At 65.2% G+C, this 21,735-nt stretch carries 23 protein-coding genes and 1 tRNA gene; 4 read left to right on the top strand and 20 right to left on the bottom strand.

The window, feature by feature from the left end:
- Window position 1: 1 nt before the first annotated feature.
- The 10 genes from hlyD to RT513_RS04955 all read right to left on the bottom strand — a co-directional run bounded on the left by hlyD (window position 2) and on the right by RT513_RS04955 (window position 8,023).
- The gene (gene hlyD, locus RT513_RS05000) at window positions 2–1,009 is read right to left on the bottom strand and encodes a secretion protein HlyD (RefSeq protein WP_112309307.1); all 1,008 of its coding nucleotides are present in this window, start codon (window positions 1,007–1,009) and stop codon (window positions 2–4) included.
- Entirely contained in the window at window positions 1,009–1,695 is a 687-nt protein-coding gene (locus RT513_RS04995) for a CerR family C-terminal domain-containing protein (RefSeq protein ID WP_290688084.1), read from the bottom strand. The genes hlyD and RT513_RS04995 overlap by 1 nt, the downstream gene beginning before the upstream one ends.
- 215 nt (window positions 1,696–1,910) lie before the next feature.
- On the bottom strand, window positions 1,911–3,032 hold the full coding sequence (locus tag RT513_RS04990) for a DUF3363 domain-containing protein (protein WP_290688352.1): 1,122 nt from the start codon (window positions 3,030–3,032) through the stop codon (window positions 1,911–1,913).
- A gap of 926 nt (window positions 3,033–3,958) precedes the next feature.
- Window positions 3,959–4,279: a hypothetical protein gene (locus tag RT513_RS04985; RefSeq protein WP_290688086.1), complete on the bottom strand. Its 321-nt coding sequence runs from the start codon at window positions 4,277–4,279 to the stop codon at window positions 3,959–3,961.
- Window positions 4,276–5,031: a lytic transglycosylase domain-containing protein gene (locus RT513_RS04980; protein WP_409518396.1), complete on the bottom strand. Its 756-nt coding sequence runs from the start codon at window positions 5,029–5,031 to the stop codon at window positions 4,276–4,278. The genes RT513_RS04985 and RT513_RS04980 overlap by 4 nt, the downstream gene beginning before the upstream one ends.
- A 150-nt stretch (window positions 5,032–5,181) precedes the next feature.
- Complete coding sequence (locus tag RT513_RS04975) at window positions 5,182–5,514, bottom strand: DUF736 domain-containing protein (RefSeq protein WP_279658045.1); 333 nt, start codon at window positions 5,512–5,514, stop codon at window positions 5,182–5,184.
- Between the two features lie 37 nt (window positions 5,515–5,551).
- Entirely contained in the window at window positions 5,552–6,097 is a 546-nt protein-coding gene (locus RT513_RS04970; RefSeq protein ID WP_290688091.1) for a S26 family signal peptidase, read from the bottom strand.
- Window positions 6,094–6,612 (bottom strand): DUF2840 domain-containing protein, encoded by a 519-nt coding sequence (locus tag RT513_RS04965; RefSeq protein ID WP_290688093.1) that lies wholly within the window; start codon window positions 6,610–6,612, stop codon window positions 6,094–6,096. The genes RT513_RS04970 and RT513_RS04965 overlap by 4 nt, the downstream gene beginning before the upstream one ends.
- 58 nt (window positions 6,613–6,670) lie before the next feature.
- Window positions 6,671–7,750 (bottom strand): replication initiator protein A, encoded by a 1,080-nt coding sequence (locus RT513_RS04960; protein ID WP_030540320.1) that lies wholly within the window; start codon window positions 7,748–7,750, stop codon window positions 6,671–6,673.
- A complete protein-coding gene (locus RT513_RS04955; RefSeq protein WP_003052294.1) occupies window positions 7,751–8,023 on the bottom strand; it encodes a helix-turn-helix transcriptional regulator in 273 nt (90 codons plus the stop codon). It abuts the gene before it with no gap.
- Window positions 8,024–8,446: 423 nt separating this feature from the next.
- On the opposite strand from RT513_RS04955, the gene RT513_RS04950 reads away from it, so the two are divergent.
- Window positions 8,447–8,734: a DNA -binding domain-containing protein gene (locus RT513_RS04950; protein ID WP_290688097.1), complete on the top strand. Its 288-nt coding sequence runs from the start codon at window positions 8,447–8,449 to the stop codon at window positions 8,732–8,734.
- Between the two features lie 14 nt (window positions 8,735–8,748).
- Here the strand turns inward: RT513_RS04950 and RT513_RS04945 are convergent, their stop codons facing one another.
- From RT513_RS04945 to pdxH, 10 genes are all read right to left on the bottom strand, one after another.
- On the bottom strand, window positions 8,749–9,225 hold the full coding sequence (locus RT513_RS04945) for a DUF2285 domain-containing protein (RefSeq protein WP_290688099.1): 477 nt from the start codon (window positions 9,223–9,225) through the stop codon (window positions 8,749–8,751).
- A gap of 91 nt (window positions 9,226–9,316) precedes the next feature.
- A complete protein-coding gene (locus RT513_RS20800; RefSeq protein ID WP_081856739.1) occupies window positions 9,317–9,532 on the bottom strand; it encodes a transcriptional regulator domain-containing protein in 216 nt (71 codons plus the stop codon).
- A gap of 212 nt (window positions 9,533–9,744) precedes the next feature.
- Window positions 9,745–10,272 (bottom strand): antirestriction protein ArdA, encoded by a 528-nt coding sequence (locus RT513_RS04940; RefSeq protein WP_290688101.1) that lies wholly within the window; start codon window positions 10,270–10,272, stop codon window positions 9,745–9,747.
- 414 nt (window positions 10,273–10,686) lie between these two features.
- Window positions 10,687–11,094 carry a hypothetical protein gene (locus RT513_RS04935; protein ID WP_196795405.1) on the bottom strand — a complete coding sequence of 136 codons (408 nt, stop codon included), beginning with the start codon at window positions 11,092–11,094 and terminating at the stop codon, window positions 10,687–10,689.
- 310 nt (window positions 11,095–11,404) lie between these two features.
- The gene (locus RT513_RS04930) at window positions 11,405–14,152 is read right to left on the bottom strand and encodes a vitamin B12-dependent ribonucleotide reductase (protein ID WP_290688105.1); all 2,748 of its coding nucleotides are present in this window, start codon (window positions 14,150–14,152) and stop codon (window positions 11,405–11,407) included.
- A gap of 324 nt (window positions 14,153–14,476) precedes the next feature.
- A complete protein-coding gene (locus RT513_RS04925; RefSeq protein WP_290688107.1) occupies window positions 14,477–16,996 on the bottom strand; it encodes a cation:proton antiporter in 2,520 nt (839 codons plus the stop codon).
- 597 nt (window positions 16,997–17,593) lie between these two features.
- Window positions 17,594–17,670 (bottom strand) — tRNA-Pro (locus RT513_RS04920).
- A gap of 62 nt (window positions 17,671–17,732) precedes the next feature.
- Window positions 17,733–18,203 carry a DUF192 domain-containing protein gene (locus tag RT513_RS04915; protein ID WP_290688109.1) on the bottom strand — a complete coding sequence of 157 codons (471 nt, stop codon included), beginning with the start codon at window positions 18,201–18,203 and terminating at the stop codon, window positions 17,733–17,735.
- On the bottom strand, window positions 18,200–18,742 hold the full coding sequence (locus tag RT513_RS04910; protein WP_290688111.1) for a cold-shock protein: 543 nt from the start codon (window positions 18,740–18,742) through the stop codon (window positions 18,200–18,202). Before RT513_RS04910 ends, RT513_RS04915 begins: the two co-directional genes overlap by 4 nt.
- A 144-nt stretch (window positions 18,743–18,886) precedes the next feature.
- Window positions 18,887–19,492 (bottom strand): pyridoxamine 5'-phosphate oxidase, encoded by a 606-nt coding sequence (gene pdxH, locus RT513_RS04905; protein ID WP_290688113.1) that lies wholly within the window; start codon window positions 19,490–19,492, stop codon window positions 18,887–18,889.
- 190 nt (window positions 19,493–19,682) lie between these two features.
- On the opposite strand from pdxH, the gene fabI reads away from it, so the two are divergent.
- From fabI to gpt, 3 genes are read left to right on the top strand one after another with little or no spacing between them, the layout of a single operon-like run.
- Complete coding sequence (gene fabI, locus RT513_RS04900) at window positions 19,683–20,504, top strand: enoyl-ACP reductase FabI (RefSeq protein ID WP_035744060.1); 822 nt, start codon at window positions 19,683–19,685, stop codon at window positions 20,502–20,504.
- 1 nt (window position 20,505) lies between these two features.
- Window positions 20,506–21,138: a LysE family translocator gene (locus RT513_RS04895; RefSeq protein WP_088215227.1), complete on the top strand. Its 633-nt coding sequence runs from the start codon at window positions 20,506–20,508 to the stop codon at window positions 21,136–21,138.
- 12 nt (window positions 21,139–21,150) lie between these two features.
- Complete coding sequence (gene gpt, locus RT513_RS04890; RefSeq protein WP_088215226.1) at window positions 21,151–21,660, top strand: xanthine phosphoribosyltransferase; 510 nt, start codon at window positions 21,151–21,153, stop codon at window positions 21,658–21,660.
- Window positions 21,661–21,735 lie beyond the last annotated feature (75 nt).

Here is a 21,735-nt window from a genome sequence, read left to right as displayed (position 1 = left end):
TTCACTGGCCCGCCCCTGGGTCCGGGCTCTGCTGGAGCCTCACGGTCACGGGCTGACCTTGACGGAGACGGTCATCGGGATCGGTGACGTTGATCCTCAAACGATAAACGAGGTCGGCGCGCAGTTGTTCGGTCTGGACCGTCCTCGGCGTAAATTCAGCGGTTGGTGAAATGAAGCCGATGACGCCACGATAGACTTTGGGGTTGCCGTCAGTGGTTACGAACACGGTCATGCCGGGCGCGATCCGCCCAAGGTCGGGTTCGGCAACATAGGCGCGCACCCGGATCGGCCGATTGATGGTAAGCGTGAAGATGGTTGCGCCGGATTGGACGATGGCACCGGGCTCGGCCGCTCGCGTGAGGATCGTGCCAGCGTCCGGTGCTTTAAGCGTCGTGTCGGCCAGATTGGTTTTCACCCTATCGCGTTCTGCTATCGCCGCCGCGAGTTGCGCCTCCGCTGCCGCGATGTCTTCGACGCGAGAGCCGGCGCGAAGCAACGCCAATGCTTCCTCTGCCGCCCGAAGCTGCGCCTCGGCGGCGAGGTATTCAGCCTCGGCGGCCTCGAAAACCGATTGGGATACAGCGCCGGTCGCAACCAGCGCCCGGCGACGCTGGAAGGCTTCTCGTGTTCGCACCATGTCCGCCCTTCGGACGGCGACCGCAGCCTCCGCCTGGGCAATTTCCTGGGGTCGATTCCCGTTGCGCCGTTTTTCGAGTTCGGCGCGGGCGGTCGCAACCTGCGCTTCCGCACCCGCCAGCGCGTCGATGAATGGCTGTTGGTCAAGCTGCGCCAGAGTTGCCCCAGCCTCGACCGAAGCACCTTCATCAATCGGCATTTCGGCGATACGACCCGCAACGCGAAACCCGAGATTCACCTGACGAATATCGACATTCCCATAAAGGACCAGCCCCTCGTTGGGCTTGTCCAAGAAGCCGAAGCCGCGAGTGTAGTATCCCGCCGCTGCGACGCCCGCGATGATGACTGCCAGGATGATGATGCGGCGGGACACTATGCGCCCCCCACATTCGGGGAGGCAGGCGCAATGGACCCAACGAGTTCAACCACCAAAGCCTCAATGGCTGCTAGGCCGTTGTCGTCTATCGTCTCCCAATCGAGCGCGGCGAGGACCGAAGCGCGCCCCATCCTGAACATGAGGACGCTTCCAACCAATGCGAGGGTTCTGAGGCGCACATGCTCGGAAGCAGAGTCTTCGTCGAGCAAGGTTCCAATTAGATGGTCACATATATTGAGCAGCGGCCCCATCAAGTCGTCGTAGAGGCAACGAAAGGCCGTAGTCGGCTGCATCTGCTCGCGGATAATGAAGCGCGCCCAAGGCTCGGAACGGCTGCTCACGAATAGCGCCGCCATCCGCTGAATGATTTCGGTCAGCAGGCGGCGTGCCTCATCCGTGCCAAGCGGCGTTCCCGAGCGCGCTTCTTCGACACGGGCAAAGACGAGGCTTCGCAGCGGGGCGATATGATCCTTGATGCCATCCCCGATGGAGGTGGCCGCAGCTAGGTAAAGTCCCTCCTTGTTCCCGAAGTAGTAGGCGATTGCCTGCTGGTTTGCCCCGGCCTTCTCGCAAAGCATCCGGGTCGTCGCGCCGTCGAAACCGACACGCCCGAAAACATCCACGGCTGCGATAAGCAGCTTCTCGCGAGCTTGATCGCCGCGCTCGATCCTTCGTCCCGACATGTCGCCCGTGCTCCATTCTTCATCTTGGGGAACTGAAAGCCGCCATTCGCTCGCTCGCGACGAGTGCCGGCCCCGTGTCCCACGGTCAGCATTAGCGTGGATCAGACACTAAATCAATCACATGATTTAGTTTACGTCTGGTGAATGAGCTAGGTCAGGCCGGTGGACTGTGGGTATCCGGCATCAGCGCTGCCAGCATCGCGGTCGAAACAGCATTACAGTCCCAACCCCTTCTGCCGCCCCAACTGCCACGACACCGAACCGCCCTGCACGACGCCCATGATCTCACGGCCGAGCTGGCGGTCGATGACTGGCCGCCAAGGGACAAGGGTGAACTCGTGCGATTTCTCGACGATGGCGAACTTGCCGCTGGTCAGTTGCACGGTGCCGGTGAACTTGCCGCTGACGGTTTCGCCATCGGCGGCGGCACGGAACGGCAGCACCTTGCTCGCTGCCATCTCCGCGCCGAAGTTGGCAACCTCGCGCTCGCGTAGCGTGGCGAGAAGATTGCGCCGGTAGAAGATTCGGCCGTCCCGGCTGCGCGTGGCGTCGCCATGCTCGACGTGATGCTCGCGGCGCTGGTCCATCGCCTCGCGCACCTGCTGGCCGAAGCCGGCCGATGCAAGGTCGGTTGCGTCGGGCGTAACCAAGCGCCGGTCGAGCCAGGTCGCGCCGTCCGCGCCGATCTGCTTTTCAAGGTCGAGCACCGAAAGGACGCGAACGCTGGCCTGCCGATTGCGGCCGGCGTCGTAGGCGGTGGCGCGGCTCTCGAAATCTTCAGGGATGCGCCATTGGTCGGCGTCGATCCGCTCGACGATCCCGGCGCGGCGCAATGCCTCCAGCCGGCGCACATGAGCATCGACATATCCCTCATAGTCGCCGCCCGGAACGCGCCCCTCGAACTTTGCCTGCTCCAGATGCCGGCTCGGCCGGTAGATGCCGTCCTCGGCGATGGCGGCAATGCTTCGGTCGGACGGACGGCTTGCCGTTTCGGCCGGGCCGATCTCGACGACGCTGCCTATCCGCGCATCCTCGACGCGGGTCGGTTCGATACCGGCGACGTGATGGGTCCGGCCGTCAATGCCGTCCACCACGACGGTCAGGTTCTCGCCCAGCTCGTCGGACAGATACTTATCGACGACGCGCCCGATGACGGGCGCCTCCGGCGGCCCGTCGTGGATATGGAAGGTCATGGGATCGCGCTCCAGACCATCGGCCTTTAGCGCCTTGTGCATGTTGCGGATGATGTCGCAGCGCTCGCCCAGCTCGCGCAAGGTCGACTCCATGTCCTTGCTCAATTCCCACACGCCTGGCGCATGTGGGGTCGCCAGTCCCATCTTTTCCAGCTTGGCGAGACGGCGCAGGCGCAGCGTTCGATTGAATTGCCGCCTCGGCTCGGCCGGTTCATGGCGAAGGTCTAGGAACCGCTCGTCGGCTTCCTCCGTCATGGCGCGGTCGATCCGGGTGAAACGGTCCTGGTCGATCTCGGCCGACAGCTTGCGAGCCTGCTCGATCTCGGTCACGGGACCAAGCTCCAGCGTCGTTAGCTCGCTGGCGCGCTCGCGGATTCCGTTGGCGAGATAGTCGCCATTGATGACAAGATTCTCGCCCAGGTGGTCCTTGCCCCGGACGATGACATGCACATGGGGATGGCCGGTGTTGTAGTGGTTGACGGCAACCCAATCGAGTTTCGTGCCAAGGTCGGCCTCGATCTGCTGCATGAGGTCGCGAGTGTGTGCGGTCAGGTCGGTCAAGTCCGCACCGTCTTCCGGCGAGACGATGAACCGGAACTGATGCCGATCCTCCTTGCCGCGCTCAACGAAGGCGTCGCCATCGGCACGGTCCTCGGTCGCGGAATAGAGCTGGCCGCGCTCGCCGTCGCGCGATGTGCCGTCGCGCTGGATATAGCGCAGATGGGCGGCGGCCCTTCCGTTCCTGCCCGCCTCCTTGACGTAGCGGGTCTTGACGACGACGCGGCGCATTCCGGGCGCGCTGTGACGCCAGCCGCCCGACAAGGTGCGAGCGCGCACGAAGGCCGCGCCGCGTCCGCGCCGGACGCCCGGTCCTCCAGTCGAGCGCGCTCCCTTGCCGCCCTTGGCGGTCGAGGTCTTGCCTGGGCGCGGCGACGATCTGGATGACGTGGTGCTGTGCTGCCGCGCGATCTTCTTCGCCTGCGTGAGAAAGCTCTTGGTCTTGCCGCCCTTCGGCGCGTCGGATCGGATGCGGCCGGGCTTCGGGCGGAAGCGGTTTTCGTCGTCGGCGCTCACGTCCGCGCCTCCGGCCAAAACCCAAGAAAATCGGGCGTTCGGCGGTCATGGTGCCGGTCGAAATCCAGCAAAGCCAAGGCTTTGCGCAATATCGCGGCACGCGGGATCAAAAAGCATGGTGCCGCTCGCGGCTCCCCTAACCAGTGTGCAGACAACAACAATTTCAGAAATCCGGCCGACCTAGTGCCGGTTTCCTTTATCTTGCCCTCCGCTCTATCGTCCTTCTCTGCCTCTCCGGCCCGGTATGCAGCCAGACGCGAACCCGCCTGACTGCACACCGGATCGTGCGCCGCCGAGCGCGGGAATGCCACCTTCATGGCGTATCTCCGACGCTCGCGCGGGCTACAAAAATGCTGCCGTCTTGCGGTTCCATAGCGGCGGGATCGCGCACCGGAACGGTCGCGCGAGCGTCGCCGGATTGCGTGTCGGACGGCTGCGCGGCGATTGCCTGGCTGTCGTTCGGCCGCACGATAAAGAGCGGTGCGTCGCGCCAGTCGGGCGGCGGTGGCGGTGCCGATGACGGCGCTTCGGATGCAGCCGCACCGCCAAGGATCGGCGCGAGCGCGGCGACATAGGCGCGTGTCTCGGCCGGCAGCGGACGGCCGGTCGAACGGTGCTCGTCGTAGCGGCCGGGGCCGGCATTGTAGGCCGCGAGCATCGCGCCGACATTGCCGTAGCGATCCCACATCTCGCGCAGATAAGCCGTGCCTGCGAGGATGTTGTCGCGGGGCTGATAGGGATCGCGGCCGAGCCGGTGACGGGCACGGAGGCCCGCCCAGGTGTCGGGCATAACCTGCATCAATCCCATCGCGCCGGCCGACGAAATCGCGCGCACGTCGCCCGCGCTCTCGGCGCGCAAGACGGCGCGAATCCAGTGCTCGGGGATGCCGAACCGCTGCGACGCCTCGGTGATGTGCGCGGCATAGGGATCGACGGCAACCGGGCGCACGACCGACGCGGATTGCGCGACCGCGACGCCCGATCCGGCGCAGACTGATAGTGCGCCGGCCAGCAACAGGACGGCATAGCGCCATGGCTTCCTGTCGCCGCTATGACGCCAGCCTGCCAGCGTGCTCGCTACGGTAAAGGGTGCGCGCAAAGCGCCGGCCGGTGGCCGCCCTTGACCTTCGCTGCGCGCGCCGGCCGTCTTGTCGCCGAGCGGGACGAAGGGATGCGAGTGCGTTCCCGCGAACAAAGGGATGATCGGAACGCGCACCAATTAGCTCCGATCCTCGCGCGCCTTCGGCCGCTTCCACGCGAGCCGAAAGGTGCGTGCCTCGTCGTCGGTCTGGAACAGCGCCGGGCGAAACAGCGCAGGGAAAAGCGGGCTGTCGATCTCCAGGGCGATGTAGTCCCCCGCGCGTTCGCCGACACGTTTCCACGCCCCGCCGATCTCGGGGCCGTCCTCGTCGTCGAGGTGGATGCGATAGGCCGGCGTGTTCTCGCCGTCGCCCGGCTCGATGGCGACGAGCGCGATTGCCTCGTCAATGCCGAACAGCCGGACGCGGCCGGCGTAACCGTTGGCGGTGGGTTCAAAGATATTGGCGGGCATTGTCAGTCTCCTTGTGATTGGTTGGGTAAGCGCGAAGTCAGTGCGTCGGCGCGCGCCACTCGAAGCGGCCGACGCCTTCCTCATCGGTCCAGAGCGGGACGGCTCGGCCGATGACGGAGCTTGCGGGGATGGGTCCGAAGTAACGGCCGTCCAGGCTGTCGCGGACATCCCAATTCATGAGGAAGATTTCGCCGGGCGCGATAACGCGGCAGCCCTGCCAGGCGGGCAGTTCACGGCCGATCCGGTCGCGCTCCAGCGCCTCGCCCATCTCGATCCCGTCAACCGTGATCGTGCGGCCGGCGCGGCAAACCCGCTGCCCTGGAAGGCCGACGACGCGCTTCAACAACGGCACGCCGCGTCCGACATAGCCGCGCTGCACCATGAAGGCGGCGAGCGGTTCGGGCGACATGACCGCGACCAGCTCGGGCACCTCGATCCGGTCGGCCGGCTCGACGGTGTAGAAGCCTACCGGCGCGCTGGCCGTGGCGTTCCAAATGAGTTTCGTCGGCGTCTCGATGGCGCTTGCGACGGCAACGCCCATCGCGGCCAGCGCCGTGACGGCGAGATAGCGGCGGCGCGTCACGGGTCGATCCTCCGACGCCCAATCCACGCCGCATGTCGTTCCGGCGTGTAGTCGCTCGGCTCCAGATTGGCGGCTAGGCGGTTGTGCGCGTGTCGCCAGTAGTCCGGCGACCCGTCGGCCGGGTCGAGGCCCAGCGCCTCCACGGCGTCGATGACGGCAAGTGCGCGCTGCACTTTCGGCCAGCCGTCCAGGCGTAACAGGATGTCGGCCCCAGGCCGGACGAAGGGCAATGTCTGGAACGGCTCGCCCCGACCGATGGCCCGCGCGATGTCGATGCGTGAAATGATCGTGCCGTGCTCGCCGGCCGCCCAGCGGACGAAGGCGAAGATGTTGTTCGGCGCGAAGCCGACGACGCTTCGGCGACGGTCGATGATCTGTTCGTAGCTCTTGCGGCCGAAGCGTATCCAGTGCTCGACCTTGCGTTTCTCGAAAGTCAATTCGACAAGCGTGGTGAAGGGCGCGGGTCCGTCCGGCAGCGGACGGCCGTGCGCGCTGCGATGGGCGCGACGGGTCATTGTTCGTCTCCGGTGATGGCTTGGGGGTTGCGCGGGCGCACCGCGTCGAGCGCGGGCGTCATGGTTCGCCTCGCTCGGCGGCACCGGCACCACGCCTCGCGTGTGCGCGCGTCAAAGAAGAAAAGTTAGATTCTCTGTTAGACTCTAAGTTAGCGGTCGGATTGCGCGTTTCAGGCCAAAGCGTTAGCTGGGGTTCGTGCGCCTGATCTGCCGATAGGGTTGCGCCTGATGTGCCGATACCCCGTGCGCCTGATGTGCCGATGGCGTTCACACCGTTATCAACAGGCACTGTGGACAGGTTTACCGGGCGGATGCGAAGCAGCTCACGGCCGTCTTCCCGCTCGATCTGGAGTCGATAGCCAGGAAGCGGCTGGCGGGCCGCGATGCGGCGCAAGTCGAGCGCGAAATCGGACGGCCGTGCGAGGCTGCCGGATTTCTGATGAAGGTGCGCAAACTCGAACAGCCAGCCATGGCGCTGGCGGCCGGCGTGCTTACGGGCGACGCGGTAAAGCCAACGCTCGATGCCGCCTGTCAGCCGGAAATAGGCCGGGTCGATGGTCAGGACCAACGAGCGGTCGATGACGCTGTTGTAGAACCATTCGGGCAGGACAAATTCCATGCCCTCGACGCGGCCGGCGCGCGTCGTCATTTCCTCCCACTCGTTGATCCATGAAAATTGCCGGCGACGCCAATGCGGGCCGTTGCGGATGGTAGTGGCGATGACGGTCGATTGCAGTCGCGCGAGCGCGGCTTTCAGGAGCAGGTATTGATGGTTGCCGGTCGGCCGCCCGATGGCGCGCAGTAGATGGTAAGGCGTGAAGCGGACGAAGCGTGACGTGGTGAGGCCGTTGTTTTCGGCCGCGACGATCTGCGAGGCCGCCCATATCAGCACGTCGGCGTCCCATATGGTCGCCATGCCGTGCTCGGGCATCCCGAACACCTGCACCTCGACATCGGCGGCTTTGTAGAAAATCGGCTTGGTGCGCGGCGTCTTCGCCAGGGAGAAGAACGGCCGCTCCATCAAATCGCGCTGGTCGCGCGGTGCGGCGTCGCCGGTCGCGACCACGAAGGGGTCGAGTCGGCTGCGTTCGCTGGCGTCGGCCGGCTGCGCGGGGCTATGGTCGTCCTCGCGCAGCATTCAGCAATCGCCCAGCTCTTTGGGCGTGAGCGGACGCGCGGGAAAAACCGTGCCGGCGTTCTTGTCGCGGGTGGATTTGCGCGTGCCGACCGCGCTCCAGGCTTCAAGGTCGCGGACGGTGTAGAGGACACGGCCGCCGATCTTGCGATAGGTCGGGCCGGTGCCGTAGGTGCGGTGCTTCTCAAGGGTGCGGACGGACAAGCCGAGAAAGCGCGCGGCTTCCTGTGTGCGAAGTAGGCGCGGCGGCAGGTCCGCATTGCGGCGGATGGCCATAAGATCACCTCTGGTTCGGTTGACGTGGCCGCCGAAAACTTCGGCGGGCTGTGGCGAACCATGGCGAGGGATCGGCGGCGCGTAGCGTGCCGCATTTGCGCCTACGCGCTGGCGGCACCCCTTGGGGAGCGGCGGCAAGCCGAAAAGACGAAGACTTTCGCGGGCGGGTCGGTTAAGACTGAACGCGGAGCAGGACGCGCTGCTTCGGGGCTTAGTAACCCCTCATGACTAGGTAGGTGTCGCCGAACTGGCACCACTCTTCGACCTATGGTCGGGGAGCCTGCGGCGTATGCAACAGGTTCTCCGAACTAAAGGCCGTGGGGCCGTGTCATGCGGTTACTAACTCCCCGATCACCAGAGTCAGAGAGCACCGTTTGCGGGGGCGCACCGCAAACAAACCCTCTCGGATACGGGGAAACGGCCATGCGAGTGCCCGTCGAACTTGATCCCGATGTGGACGACGAAGCGCCAGCGGGAAACGACATAACGCCTTATGACGAACAGCATTACGTCACCTATCTGCGCCTTCTCGACGCGAAGGCCGAAGGTGCGGACTGGAAGGAAGTCGCGCGAATCGTGCTGCATCGCGATCCGGTCGGCGATGAAGCGCGGACGCGGCGATGCTGGGAAAGCCACCTTGCCCGCGCCCAATGGCTTTCACGCGAAGGCTATCGTCGCATCTTGGAACAGGCTGTCGCGGCCGGGCGCTGATCGTTGCCGGTTTTTCACTCGACAGGCGATTTGATCGGATAGTGCAGCAATAGGCGGTAGCCGCCCCTCATCATTTTCAGGCCGTGCGCGACCAATCGGCGGGCCTGGTTCTTGCGGGGGTCGGCTTCCCAATCCTCCTTGGTCCCGCGAAAGCCAAGCAGGACTTCCGCGATGGTGCGATAGCTTTCGCCTCGCAAGCGGGCGTCGAGCGCGCGCAGGGACAGGATATGAAACTTGCGGAGCTGCGCCGGCATGGTGCGGAAGTCCGCGCCGGGCGCTCGCCCATTGAGGGACCGCCAAAGTCGGCGGGCGGCATGGGCGCGAAGCTCCATGAAAGAATCCATCGGAAGGGATACGGCATAGAAGGCCGCTGCGTCGGGCACGGCCTGGGGCAGCCAGAATTGATGCGCGACGCCATCCACATTCCAGATGCCATGCCACCCATCCGCCGCGTGCCGTAGGTCGAGGTCGGACAGGTGCGCCAGCGTCACTATAGGTTCCGTCGCCCCGTCACGGTGCTGCACCGGGGACAAGAGAACCGCTTGCGGCTGGAGACTTGGAATCCAGAACAGGGATTGCCGATCAGGCGGCGTTTCGGGATCGCACGGGAAATCGCAAACCCCAACGCTGCGAGAATCCATCAAGCTGGTCGCCGGCTGGCTCCTTCACCTGGGATATTGTTTGGAAGTCGCGATGATAGTCCTCATGGCGACGAAGATACTCCCAGGCGAAACCGGCGGGGGGAATAGCTTTCGCGTGCCCGTAAGCCGCCGGCGCACGCCAATCAATGCTAAGCATGGCGTCACCTCCCTATGCCGGGCGGCGCAGGGCAACGCCCGGATAGAGAGTTTCCGAAATCGCCAACACTGGATATAGCTGGAGTTATACGGAATGTTGTTCGTGCAGGCCGCACATTTATAGTTATTTTCTTCTTAACAACATTTCTGTGATTTTACTAGTCTGCGAGGTCGTGCGTGTTGCCCGCTGGCGCAGGCAAGGCAACCCAAGTCTCACCTGTTGGAAAAAATATGCACCTCGTCACGAGCGGTTTCTATCGTGAAGAACTCGCCGCCCATTTCGGCGTCGCGGGCCATTGCCTCCCAATCGACATAGTAGCGTAGGGCTTCGGGGATCGTGACGCTCTCGGCGGTCAGCTCCTCCATATAGTCCGCAAGGCTGGTGAACTGGCCGTGATAGCAGTCCTGCAAGGTGCTCTCGGCCTGGTCGATGTCGCCTATGAACTGCTCCAGCAATCCAGCGCCTAGCGCGCCATGCTCGGCGATGAAAGCACCCATCCGCGCCACGCTCTCGATGCCGGCATATTCCTTGATAGTGACGCCCTCAAAACCTTCATAGTCGTGGATGGCATAATCCTCCGCGCCCTTGATCGGCGAGCGCGCAAGCATCGCGGCAATCTCGTCCCTAATCTCGTCGGCGTCCTGATCCGCGTCGATCCAGGCACCATGCAGATAGCCGTTGTTGTAGGCTGCGAGGCAGGCGACATAGATGCGGGGATTGCTGTCGGTTGCGCTGGTCATGTCTCTGTTCCTTCGGGTGTTGGGTTCAGAGCAGCGAAGCGCCGCTCCTGAACCCTTGCCCGGCGGCGAGCCACGGGTAGCAAGGCGCAGGAGAAGTCTTTGGCACCGTGGAATAAATGGAGGGGACCCGCTTGCGGGGAGCGGGCCGTTTATGCCGCGAAAGGGCAAAGAGTTTTCTTGCGCCGCGCGAGGGCAACGCCCTTAGCAATCTCTCGAAAAAGAAAATCAGCAGGCCGGACTACCATGCGTCCGGTTCTCCATATTTCCAGGCGGTAGGTGTCGAACGACGCGGCGACAGCCGCGCCGACCCGGAGGCGAACGCGCTTCCAAATTGCGCCGTAGTGAGCCGGAGGGTCGCCAGTGACAAAGCCCCGGCGCTTTAGCGCCGGGTCAATTTGATATTACGCCGTTGGATTAGCGAACGGGCGTGGGTCCGCTGGCGGAAGGTGCTGCCAGTCGCAGCAAGGCCGAAATCCCGACAAAGCCGCCGCCGATGATGCAGAAGATTTGCCGCCAGATTTCGGACGGGACCGATTCCTTGGTGACGCCGTGGACCAGCGCATAACCGGCCACGGCAGCGGGTGCAGCGAAGATCAGCGCCACGGCGAGGCGCAGGATCGGGGAGCGTAGCGAGTCAAAGAGAAGCGCCAGGACGCCGAAGGCTGCGCCGGCCGCGACCAACCCGACCAAGCCCGCGCCGATCAAGCCGGAGCCGGTCTGATAGGCGAACTGCGCGGCCGTCAATCCGAGCATGAAGGGCAGCGCATAGACCGCGAGCGTATAGGCTGCGACGCAAAGCATTGCGATCAATACAACGCTCATTATCATTACGACGGCCATGGCTCTGCTCCTTTACGACTGGCGCGGTTCGCTCTTTCTTGCTCCTTCGCGTGGCGATGCGCCTATGATGACGGTCCTCGTTTATTCTGTCGACCGCGAACATGGCTTTCTCGCGCAAGCCTGCGAAACAAGCGTGATTAAACAGAAGCGGCCGGAAACCTGCTGAGATTTCAGCAGATTCCGGCCAATTTTCATGGTTCATTTTGGAGGGCTATGGAGTAAACGTAGTGCTCATCGGTATCCCGCACGTCCCGCCACCCCCTTCAAAACCGCCGGAGCGCGCGGCTTTCGCTCAGGTGGTGCGGAAGTTGCGGCCGAGCAGGGATTGCGCGGCTGTGGCGGGGTTTGGGAGCGCAAGGGACTCCTCGGCCTCCTCCAGAACGGCGGCGAGCGCGGGATCCTGTTGTGAACTGTCGCGCGATAGGCTGATCCCCTTCAGCCCGAGCGACCAGGCCAGCGTCTGGAGGTCGAGGCAGTTGGAGGCAGCAGCCTTGGCGGGCAGGCGGAGCGCACCGCCGATACCGCCGGAAACAAAGGGCTGTGCCGCGGCCATCATGTGGATCTGGCAGGTTGCATCCACTTCGCCTTCGCCAGTGGAACCTTGACCGTGGAACACGTGCAGATCCGCCGCCTTCAGGAAGGGCGCGCCCTGCAAAGTCCCCGTGCCGAAGACATAGGCATTCGCCGCAGCGATCTGGGCGGGAGCGAAGCCGAGGTGGGCCAGCAGGTCGAAAGCCGGATCCGCCAGTTGTGCCGCCGGCAGCCCCAGCACTTCCCGACAGAAGCCGAGCCCCAGCGTCCAGGGCGTCAGGGCGAAACGGATATGCGTGGCGGAAACGAGCGCCGCCTCCACCCGCGCCAGTTCCCCGGCACCCAAACCCTGCCCCAGAAGGCTGGTGTGGTTGATCCAGGGCGCGTTTTCCAGACTGCCGTGGCCGATGACATGTGCGGTGATCGCGGCGATCTCCACACGGGGATGGCCAAGCGCTGCAAGCCCGTCCTCCACCGCCGAGGCGAGCACGCGGCGCGACTGGCCGTCGGGGGAAGGCTCCCAGTGGATCAGCGCGGTTGCCGGAGCGATGCCGGTCGTCTCGCAATCCAGCAAGCGGTCCGTGACGGGATCCTGCCGGAGCGCCGTCAGCTGCGCATGGCGGAACCCGTGCCCCGCTGCGGCTGCGACCGCATCGTCCCAGCAGAGGCGGGCGCGCGCGACGATGTCCGGCTGGGGGCAACGGTCTGCATCCAGAGGGCGCGGCAGGATACCGAGCCCTTCGAAAGCGCCCACTCCCCCCGCGGCGCGGCGATGGTTCTTCACCACGCGGAGCATCGAACAGGCATTCCGCGGCCAGGCCGGGAACGCGCCCTTCTCCGCCGCAATCTCGGCAGAGGCGGCATAGGCGGCCCCTGTCATCAACGCAGTGATCGCGGCGACCATGGCGCGGCCCTCCGCCGTGGCGTAGCCGATACCCATGGCCATCAGAAGACCGCCCGCATTGACGTGCCCCAGCGCCAGCGGCCGGTAGTTCTGTGACCGGGCGGCAAGCAGCGCATCGCCCCGCCGCATCATGGAGAGCGAGAGATCGAGCGTCAGCACCCAGAGCCGCGCCGCGTGGGAAAAGGCTGCGGTCCTGAACCCGTCCTGCACCAGAAAGCCGCGGAGGTTCAGCGTCGCGGGCATCGCGGCAGTGTCGGAAAGGAACATGAAGTCCCCGTCGGGGGAGGTGCCGTCGATCCCCCCCTCCTGCGCGCAGGTGTTCCAGCCGTTGATCGTATCCCCGAACAGAGCCCCCGGCTCGGACGTGGCCCAGACGGCGCGGGCAAGGCGGTCCTGCAACCGGCGCTCCCGGCCGGCACGGGCGGCGGGCTTGGTCGCCGCGCGCATGAAGGCGTCCGACAGCCGGATGGCGGTCGCGGTGCGCGTGCCGGAGACGGTTGCGGCCGCTTTGCCGTCCCAGTCAGCCTCGAACGTGGCGATGCGCGGCGCGCGGCCCTCGACCGCCTCGGCCAACGTCCGTTGAATCACGCCCTCGGGCACCATCGCGCGTTTCGCAGCCCGTATGGCCGCCTGCAACGCGGGATTGCCGGCGATGTCCGGTCCCGCCCGGCGGAGAGCGAGGCGGATATCGCCTGTCAGCGCCGCGATCAGATGGGATCCCGCCGTCAGACTGGCGAGCTTATGCGCCTCCGCCGATTTCCATTCGATGAACTCTGCGGCCTCCGGGTGATCCGCGTCGCACAGGGCGAGCCGCGCCGGGCGGCGGACGTTCCCCTGCCCCTGCGCAAGCCCGACCAGCCGGTCACCGGCCTCAAGCTGCGCCATCATCCCTGCCGGACCGGCGGGCAGCGTCGCGACGTTCACCCCGTACCGCACGCCCGCGCGGACAAGACGTGCCTCCCGCGACCACATGTCGGGGGCATCCTCCGGCTCCGGCATGGAGAGGATGGCCAGACCCGCGGCCTCGGGCCGTGCGAGGGAATCCGTCCTGCGCAACTCGCCCGCGGCAAGGTCCACCGCGATGCCATCGCGACCCGCTTCCTCGATGCCATAGGCCCAGTGCAGGCCGGTCTGCCGACACTGGGCGGCGTCGGGTGCCGCCATCTGCCGCGCAAGCATGTGCCGCATCTCGTCGTGATAGGCCCGCGCGTCGGCCTCGGCAGTGAAATACCCGGCCTTCCATCCCCAGTAGGCCCACGCTCCCGCGAGGCGGTCGAACATCTGCCGGGCGGAGGTTTCTGCCGTGAAACGGCGGGATTCGGTCAGGTGGGACAGGGCCGCCTCATCCGCGACGGAGCGCCACAGGAACTCCGGCACACCCTCTTCCGGCACGCGGCGAAGCCGGGCGGGGACACCGCTCCGGCGGAGACAGTGCTGCGCGAGGATGTCCGCCGCGATCTGGCTCCAACCCTCCGGCACCTCCAGCTTGCGGCAGCGGAACACCACTTCGCCCGACGGATTTCGCTGCTCGGACCGGGTCACGCGAAAGGCGATGCGATCATAGACGTCGCGCCCCTCGACCGTGAACTGCCTCTCGATCCTCATGCTTGCGTCTCCGTCGCCGACCGGTTATCCCCCGCCTCCCGCGCCGCAGATATGGCTCCGCCATCTGCCCCTGCGGCAAGCCGGGGGCAGTCTCATCGCGGATCGGGGCTAGTGGAGCCTTCCATGACCACCACAAGATGTAGTGGTCCGATTCTTCTTGCCTACAAACTGCCCAAGCGGCGTCAGCCGGTCAACGGATTTCGCAGGTTTTCCACGGGTTTATGGCCTTGACCGGCTTCCGGCAAATTGCGGCCGAGTCGTCTCCGCCTTCCCCACAGAGTTATCCACAAGCGGAGTGGAGAACCGGCGGCCGTGGAGAGAGAATCAACCGCGCCGATCGAGCATCGCTTCTACCTTCCCGGCGTCCATTCCCTGGGCCGACGCCTGTGCCACGACCTTCGCCCGAAGGCCGGGCTCCCCCCTGACGAGATGGAGGAAGTGCTGCTCGCTGAGCATCATCAGCGCGCAATGCGTGATCGCCTGAACCTGCGCCGTACGGCGCGGGCGGCGGGCGAAAATCGCCAGCTCTCCGAACATGTCTCCCCTGCCCAGCCGGATCTGCTGCGGCGCCGCCCCGTCAAGCTCCACGGCTCCCGAAGCGATGAAATAGACCGCATTCGCCGGATCGCCGCGATGAACGATGACTTCCCCCGGCTCGACATAGATGTTGACCAGCGCCCGGGCGAGCCGCGCGCGTGTCTGCGGCTCCAGCCCCTGAAACATCGGGATCTGGCTGACGAATTCCTGTCGCTGAAGCAGGAGGTCGAGCTTGGGGCGCGCCTGATTGGCCTCCCGCCGGTCGGCAAGACCGCGCGTGAGCGAGCCGTAAAGCTCCGCCCCGATCAGCCCGTCGGCATAGGCGGTTTCGTATTCGCTCTCCTCGAACCGCAAGGCGGCGCGCCGGATGAAGCGGCGCTCAAACTCCTCCGAAAAGCCGGGATACTGCAGCCGCAGCCCTTCGATGTCCCGCTCCAGATCCTCCTCGCGCCGCGAAAGGACCTCGTGGAGGATATCCGTCACCCGCTGGCCGTGGATGCGCAGGATCTTGGTGTTCACGAAATCATGAAGGTCGCGCAGGAACATGCGGGTGCTGAGCAGCACCTCGAACCGGCTGCCCATCAGTCGCTCCAGAGGAAACGAAATGCCGAGCTGCCGGTGGAGCCTAAAGGCCAGAAGATAGGCCCGGCCGGGGGCGAGGTTGGCCCGCGCCTGCGTGCGGTAGGCCCCCCTGCCCCCGGCGCGGGTCGCCTCGATCAGCCGGTCCGCATCCAGCAACAGCCGCTCCACAAGGGCCGACGACACCTCCCTGTCGCGAAACGCCTCCAGAATGATCTCCTTCTCGCGGCTGGCAAGCGTGACGAGGCTCAGCGTCAGCCGGTCACGGTCGAGGATCTCATCGGCGGCCTCCGCCGTCTTGACCGCGCCGTCGATCCGCGCGCCGAAGCTCTTGGCCTCCGAGCGGACGATCTCCCGCGTCAGATGCTGCCGCTGGGTCAGGTCGGCAACCTCCTCCCGCACCGTCTGCAACGCGACCGCCACCACCTGGTCGCGGAGCGCCTCGTCTATCGGCGTCAGACGGTCCAGCCCCAGACGCCCGATCAGCCAGCGGAGCGTCGTCCCCTGAACGAGCAGGGTGAACAGCACGAACCCGGTGGCAAGCACGGCAACGGTATGCTTGGCCTCCGCCGCGACAAGCTCATGCTCCGTCACCGCGAGCGCTAGTGCAAGGGTGACCGCCCCGCGCAGCCCGCCCCAGAGCATCACCGTGCGATAGGCCGGGGCGACGGGGGGCGACAGATGCAGCCGTGTCATCAGCGGGAGCAGCCCGAACAGCACCAGCGCCCGTGCGACCGTCGCCGCAACGATCAGCACCAGAAGCAGCAGCCCATCGTGCCAGCTCACATCATGCAGAAGCCGCGGCACGAAGATCGCGGCCAGAATGAAGATCAGCGAGCCGGACCAGTGCGAGAGCAGCTCCCACGTATCGGTGAGATACCGCCACTGCCCCGGCGGCATCCGCGAGGGACCGAGAAGGTTCACCGTCATCCCGGCAGCCGCGACCGCGATCACCCCCGAAACATGCAGGGCATGTTCGGCGAGGATGTAGGTCAGATAGGGCAGCGCGAGCGAGACGGAGATCATCGCCATCGGAGTGGACCGCAGATGCTCCATCGCGACGACGGCAATCACCGCCAGCGCATAGCCCGTCAGCGCCCCCGCGACCAGAAGCACGACGAAATGGACCACCTGATGGCCCACGGTGACCTGCGGCGCCCAGGGCAGGATCTGCGTGATGAACACGCTGAACAGCGCGATGGCGGCGGCATCGTTCATTAGGCTTTCGCCTTCCGCGAGCCGCGAAAGGCGCGCCGGCGCGCCGATGTCGCGGAAGATTCCGACCACCGCCGAGGGATCGGTCGTGGCCACGATGGCGCCGATCAACAGACAGACGACCAGCGGCTGCGAGGTGAACGGGTCCAGCGACAGGCCGATCACGAACGTGGCGACGACCACGGCCACGATGGCCATGACCGTGATCGGCACCCAATCCTCCACCATCCGCCGCAGGTCGAGCGTCAGTGACACCTGAAAGATGAGCGTCGGCAGGAAGATGTACAGAAACGCCTCGGAGGTGATCGGCAGGCTCAACACGGAAAGGGCGAGCGGGTTCAGCGCGTCTGTGATGTCGGTGGACAGCAGGAAGCTCGCCCCCGCGCCGATGGCGATGCCGAGCATCGCCAGAACCACGGTATAGGAAATGCGCAGACGCGCCGCCAGCGGCTCCCCCAGCGCGATGATGACGAACAGACCCGCGAGCACGGAGAGAAAGGCGATCAGGTTCATTCGCTCGATCCGCGCGTGGGAGGGGCTGCGAACCGCCATTCGCCCGACCGGTAGGGGGGGTGTCAGGTCAGCCCGTTCAAGGCGCGATTATCACTGAGCCCGGAATAAAGACAAGCGGCGATCACGCCTGCATATCAGATGGTTGTGAGGTGCTCCGCGACGAACTGTCCCTGCGGCAAAGGAACGCCGCCCCCGCGTCGCGTTGCGCCGTGCATGTCTTGTCCTGAATTCAGGGTATTACCCTGTGTGCAGAGACCGGGCAGTCCGCCGCAAGGGATACCGCGAGGATCCCAGGGGGGATAGGTGCCAGCGGGGGCACGCCCGTTGCGCTTCATTCGCCTTTGCGGAGCCAGACAGCTTTCCCGGCCGTAAGGGGGCTGCCTGTCCCTCCGCCTTGCCGGCGCGATAAGGAGTGGCCGCTCAACGTGACATTCGCCGAAATGGGAAGCGGGCCGGGCCGGTGCCGAACGCACATGTGCCGCAACCTTTCGGCCCGCTCAGACGCGAGCGCAGGCGCCGGAGCTTGTGAAAATCAGCCTACTGCTCTGCGCCGGAAGTATCGAATGGGTTTGCCCGGCGGCACGTCCAAGCCACCTGTGGTCGGGGCGAGAGGATTCGAACCTCCGGCCTCTGGTACCCAAAACCAGCGCGCTACCAGACTGCGCCACGCCCCGCTCGCACGGTTCCTACAGAGGCGCGCGAAATTTGGAAAGGGGCGTTTTGGTAAAAAGCGGGTTCAGCTTCCGCAGGGCCAGGCGCCGCCCGGCCCGAAGGCGGGATGACGCAGCACACCGCCTTGGACAAGGCCGAGCCGTCGGGCAAGGCCGCCGTTGATCTCCAGCACCGCCAGCACGCCGGAACCGCCGTCAATGGCCGTTTCGTCATGCGGGCGGGCGTTTTCGTGGATCCGCGTGATGACCCCGCGTGCATCGAGAAAGATCATGTCCAGCGGGATCAGCGTATTGCGCATCCAGAAGGAGACATGTTGTGGATATTCATAGACGAAAAGCATCCCGCTCGACTTCGGCAGGCTTGCACGGTTCATCAACCCGTAGGCGCGGCTGTCGGGCGTGTCCGCGAGTTCAACGGAAAAGCGGGTCTCTCCCCGCGGGCCGCGAATTTCCACTGTATCGGGGCGGCAGACCGTCTCAGCTCCGGCGGAGCCGGCGGCTGCGCTCAGCGCCAGCGCGAACAGGAGTGATCTCACAGCGTGACGACCTTCTGGTGCACCGCAGCCTCCCACGAGGCGATGCGGACCGCCATGCGCCCGCGCCGACCTTCGACCACACCAAGGCAGACCGCTTCCCCTGCCTGAAGATCGGACAGCCCGGAATGGCGCAGCACCTCTATGTGAACGAACACATCCTCGGAGCGGCCGAAGACATTCGCAAAGCCGAACCCCTTTGCCTTGTCGAACCATTTGACCCGCGCAGGCTCCAATGGCCTGCTCAGCAACTCCTCCATCGGAGCGGAGGCCAGATCCTCCAGCACCGGCAGCGGCACCGGGGGGGGAGGCGACACCTCCATCACTTGCGCGGCATGCATTCCACGGGGGGTGGCGTGGCAGAGGATCTCGATCCCTGCTCCATCCGCCACGGAAGACTGACCGAAGTTTCGCAGAACATTGGCGTGCAGCAGGATATCCGGCCCGCCCTCATCAGACACGACGAAGCCGAACCCCTTGTCGGGATCGAACCACTTGACCCAGCCGCGAACGACGCGGGTGTCTTTGTCCGTTTCGGTCATGTCAGAAGTCGTCCCAAGGTCTTCTGTTTTTTGCGCAAGTTGGACGGTATTGCCTCGCAAGTTCAAGAGAATTATCGTGCGCATCGACACAATGACCGTGAAACCCTGCGTTCCAGTGCTTTCGCGGTCTGGATGTCGGGCATTTCATGGATACAACCGCTGTATTTCCCACTCGCCTTCCATCCCGGCGCGACTCCAGCGGTAGCGATCATGCAGGCGGAAGGCCCCATCGGCCCAGAATTCCATCTGTGAGGGGAATATGTCGTAACCGCCCCAGAATTCCGGGCGGGGCGGGCGCGGTCCCAGCCGTGCGGTGATCTTCGCGACCTCCGCCATCAGCGTGCCCCGGCTGTCCAGCGGACGCGACTGCTGCGACGCCCATGCGCCAAGCCGCGACTGAAGGGAGCGGGAGGCGAAGTAGGTGTCTGCCGCCGCACCGTCATTGCGGACCACACGGCCCCGCACGCGCACCTGCCGGCGCAGGCTTTTCCAGTGCAGGACGAAGGCGGCCCTGCCCGTCGCCTCGATCTCCTGTGCCTTGGCAGAGCCGTAGTTGGTATAGAAGGTGAAGCGGTCCGCACCGATTTCCTTCAGCAAAACCATGCGGACATCCGGCAGCCCCTCCGCATCCACGGTAGCGAGCGCGATGGCGTTGGGGTCGTTCGGCTCTGTCGCTTCGGCCTCCGCCAGCCACCGGCGGGCAATGGCAAAGGGGTCTTCGCCGGCGAAGATACCGTTTCTGTCTGTCATGTCCGCTTGAATCCTCGCCCTTCATCGAAGCTGCCCGCGCCGCTTCCCGATCCCGCCGAACTCGGGGGATCGTCGGGCTGCGCATCCTGCCACCCTTGATGACCAAAAGGCAATCGCCTAAAGGTCCGGGAATATCGGGCCCGGTGCCCGCTAACCTCCGGTATCGAAGCAACGCAGGGAGTATTGGGCGATGACGGGTCTTATGGCGGGCAAACGCGGGTTGATCATGGGCCTGGCCAATGACAAATCCATCGCCTGGGGTATTGCCAAGGCGCTGGCAGATCAGGGGGCGGAGATCGCGCTTTCCTATCAGGGCGAACAGCTTCTGAAGCGGGTGCAGCCGCTGGCCCAGCAGATCGGCGTGACCGAGATCATCGAATGCGACGTGGCGGACGAATCCTCCATGGATGCGCTCTTTGCCCGGCTGGAAAAGGTCTGGGGCAAGATCGACTTCCTCGTTCATGCCATCAGCTTTTCTGACAAGAACGAACTGCGCGGCCGCTACGTGGATACGAGTGCTGAGAATTTCCGCATGACGATGGACATCTCGGTGTTCTCCTTCACCTCCGCGGTCAAGCGCGCCTCCGCTCTGATGACGGAGGGCGGGAGCTGCCTGACGCTGACCTACTACGGCGCGGAAAAGGTCATGCCGCATTACAACGTCATGGGCATCGCCAAGGCCGCGCTGGAGGCGTCCGTGCTCTACATGGCGGAGGATCTGGGCAAGGACGCGATCCGCGTGAACGCGATTTCCGCCGGACCGATCAAGACGCTGGCCGCCTCCGGCATCGGCGATTTCCGCTATATCCTGAAATGGAACGAGCTGAACTCCCCCCTCCGCCGCAACGTCACGCAGGAGGAGGTGGGCAAGGCTGCGCTCTATCTTCTTTCCGACCTCGGAACCGGCACAACGGGCGAGACGCTGCACGTGGATGCAGGCTATCATGCCGTCGGCATGAAAGCGGTGGACGCGCCGGATATCGACGCGACCGCCGGTCGCAAGGAGAGCTGACATGACGCTCGCCGCGTTCCTCGCGGTCTGGTTCGTCCATCTGCTGGCCGCGATCTCTCCCGGTCCGGCGGTGCTGATGGCCGCGCGGGTCGGGCTGACGGAGGGCGCGCGGCGGGGCGCATGGCTCGCGGTCGGGCTGGGGCTGGGCGCGGTGTTCTGGGCGACTGCGGCGCTCTTCGGGCTGGCGGTGCTGTTCCGGCTGGCGCCGAGCCTGCTCTGGGCGCTGAAGATCGGGGGCGCGGCCTATCTCATCTGGCTCGCCATCAAGATGTGGCGGCATGCAGGTGATCCGGCCGACATGACGATTGCGCCGGCGACCGCAGCGGAAGGGAATGCACCCCGCTCGCCGCTGTCTGCGGTGTGGCTGGGCATCGCGACCCAGCTTGCCAATCCGAAACCCGCCGTTTTCTTCGGTGCTGTCTTTGTGAGCACGATCCCGCGCGGGGCCTCGGCCCTTTCGCTGGCTCTCGTGCTCATCGCCGTTTTCCTGAACGAGGCCCTGTGGAATGCCTTCGTCGCCCGCATCTTCTCGCTGGACCGCGTGCAACGCGGCTATGCCGGACTGAAACCCGTGATCGACCGCACCTTCGGCGCCTTCCTTGTCGCCCTCGGTATCAAGATCGCCGCCACCTGATTGGGAGCCGCCATGAACGACCGTCTGCCGCATGAAAAGGGATTTCACGTCAGCTGGGATCAGTTGCACCGCGATGCGCGCGCGCTGGCATGGCGGCTCGACGGCAAGGGGCCGGAGTCGGAGGCAGGCGGCTGGCGCGCCATCGTCGCGATCACCCGCGGCGGCATGGCGCCTGCCATGATCATCGCGCGCGAACTGAACGTGCGGGTGATCGATACCGTCTCCGTCAAATCCTACAGCGACCAGTCGCAAGGGGATGCCCATGTCATCAAGGCTCCGCAGCCCGAACTGATGGGGGACGGCACCGGCATTCTCGTCATCGACGATCTGGTGGACAGCGGCAAGACGCTGGAACTCGTCCGCAGGCTTTACCCCAAAGCGCATTTCGCCACCGTCTATGCCAAGCCGAAAGGGCGCGCGATGGTGGACAGCTACATCACCGAAGTCAGCCAGGACACCTGGATCTTCTTCCCCTGGGACATGGCCCTGCAATACGTTCAGCCCTATCGCGGCGTGGACTGACGGAAACCGCGGCCGGCCACTGGCCGGGGGCATCGCCCGCCCTACATCCTCCTCCGCCGGGGCGCGTCGGTGCGC

This window comes from Haematobacter sp. (assembly GCF_032102465.1).
Lineage (GTDB): Bacteria > Pseudomonadota > Alphaproteobacteria > Rhodobacterales > Rhodobacteraceae > Haematobacter.
The sequence above is the reverse complement of the archived record's forward strand: the minus strand, read 5'-3'. Positions and strand labels throughout refer to the sequence as shown.

What these genes read in the sequence shown, in the direction of transcription:
- RT513_RS04995 (WP_290688084.1), bottom strand. Translation starts at nt 1,695, where the DNA reads ATGTCGGGACGAAGGATCGAGCGCGGCGATCAAGCTCGCGAGAAGCTG.
- RT513_RS04990 (WP_290688352.1), bottom strand. Translation starts at nt 3,032, where the DNA reads ATGGGACTGGCGACCCCACATGCGCCAGGCGTGTGGGAATTGAGCAAG.
- RT513_RS04985 (WP_290688086.1), bottom strand. Translation starts at nt 4,279, where the DNA reads ATGAAGGTGGCATTCCCGCGCTCGGCGGCGCACGATCCGGTGTGCAGT.
- RT513_RS04975 (WP_279658045.1), bottom strand. Translation starts at nt 5,514, where the DNA reads ATGCCCGCCAATATCTTTGAACCCACCGCCAACGGTTACGCCGGCCGC.
- RT513_RS04965 (WP_290688093.1), bottom strand. Translation starts at nt 6,612, where the DNA reads ATGACCCGTCGCGCCCATCGCAGCGCGCACGGCCGTCCGCTGCCGGAC.
- RT513_RS04960 (WP_030540320.1), bottom strand. Translation starts at nt 7,750, where the DNA reads ATGCTGCGCGAGGACGACCATAGCCCCGCGCAGCCGGCCGACGCCAGC.
- RT513_RS04955 (WP_003052294.1), bottom strand. Translation starts at nt 8,023, where the DNA reads ATGGCCATCCGCCGCAATGCGGACCTGCCGCCGCGCCTACTTCGCACA.
- RT513_RS04950 (WP_290688097.1), top strand. Translation starts at nt 8,447, where the DNA reads ATGCGAGTGCCCGTCGAACTTGATCCCGATGTGGACGACGAAGCGCCA.
- RT513_RS20800 (WP_081856739.1), bottom strand. Translation starts at nt 9,532, where the DNA reads ATGCTTAGCATTGATTGGCGTGCGCCGGCGGCTTACGGGCACGCGAAA.
- RT513_RS04940 (WP_290688101.1), bottom strand. Translation starts at nt 10,272, where the DNA reads ATGACCAGCGCAACCGACAGCAATCCCCGCATCTATGTCGCCTGCCTC.
- RT513_RS04935 (WP_196795405.1), bottom strand. Translation starts at nt 11,094, where the DNA reads ATGAGCGTTGTATTGATCGCAATGCTTTGCGTCGCAGCCTATACGCTC.
- RT513_RS04930 (WP_290688105.1), bottom strand. Translation starts at nt 14,152, where the DNA reads ATGAGGATCGAGAGGCAGTTCACGGTCGAGGGGCGCGACGTCTATGAT.
- RT513_RS04925 (WP_290688107.1), bottom strand. Translation starts at nt 16,996, where the DNA reads ATGAACCTGATCGCCTTTCTCTCCGTGCTCGCGGGTCTGTTCGTCATC.
- RT513_RS04910 (WP_290688111.1), bottom strand. Translation starts at nt 18,742, where the DNA reads ATGACCGAAACGGACAAAGACACCCGCGTCGTTCGCGGCTGGGTCAAG.
- pdxH (WP_290688113.1), bottom strand. Translation starts at nt 19,492, where the DNA reads ATGACAGACAGAAACGGTATCTTCGCCGGCGAAGACCCCTTTGCCATT.
- fabI (WP_035744060.1), top strand. Translation starts at nt 19,683, where the DNA reads ATGACGGGTCTTATGGCGGGCAAACGCGGGTTGATCATGGGCCTGGCC.
- RT513_RS04895 (WP_088215227.1), top strand. Translation starts at nt 20,506, where the DNA reads ATGACGCTCGCCGCGTTCCTCGCGGTCTGGTTCGTCCATCTGCTGGCC.
- gpt (WP_088215226.1), top strand. Translation starts at nt 21,151, where the DNA reads ATGAACGACCGTCTGCCGCATGAAAAGGGATTTCACGTCAGCTGGGAT.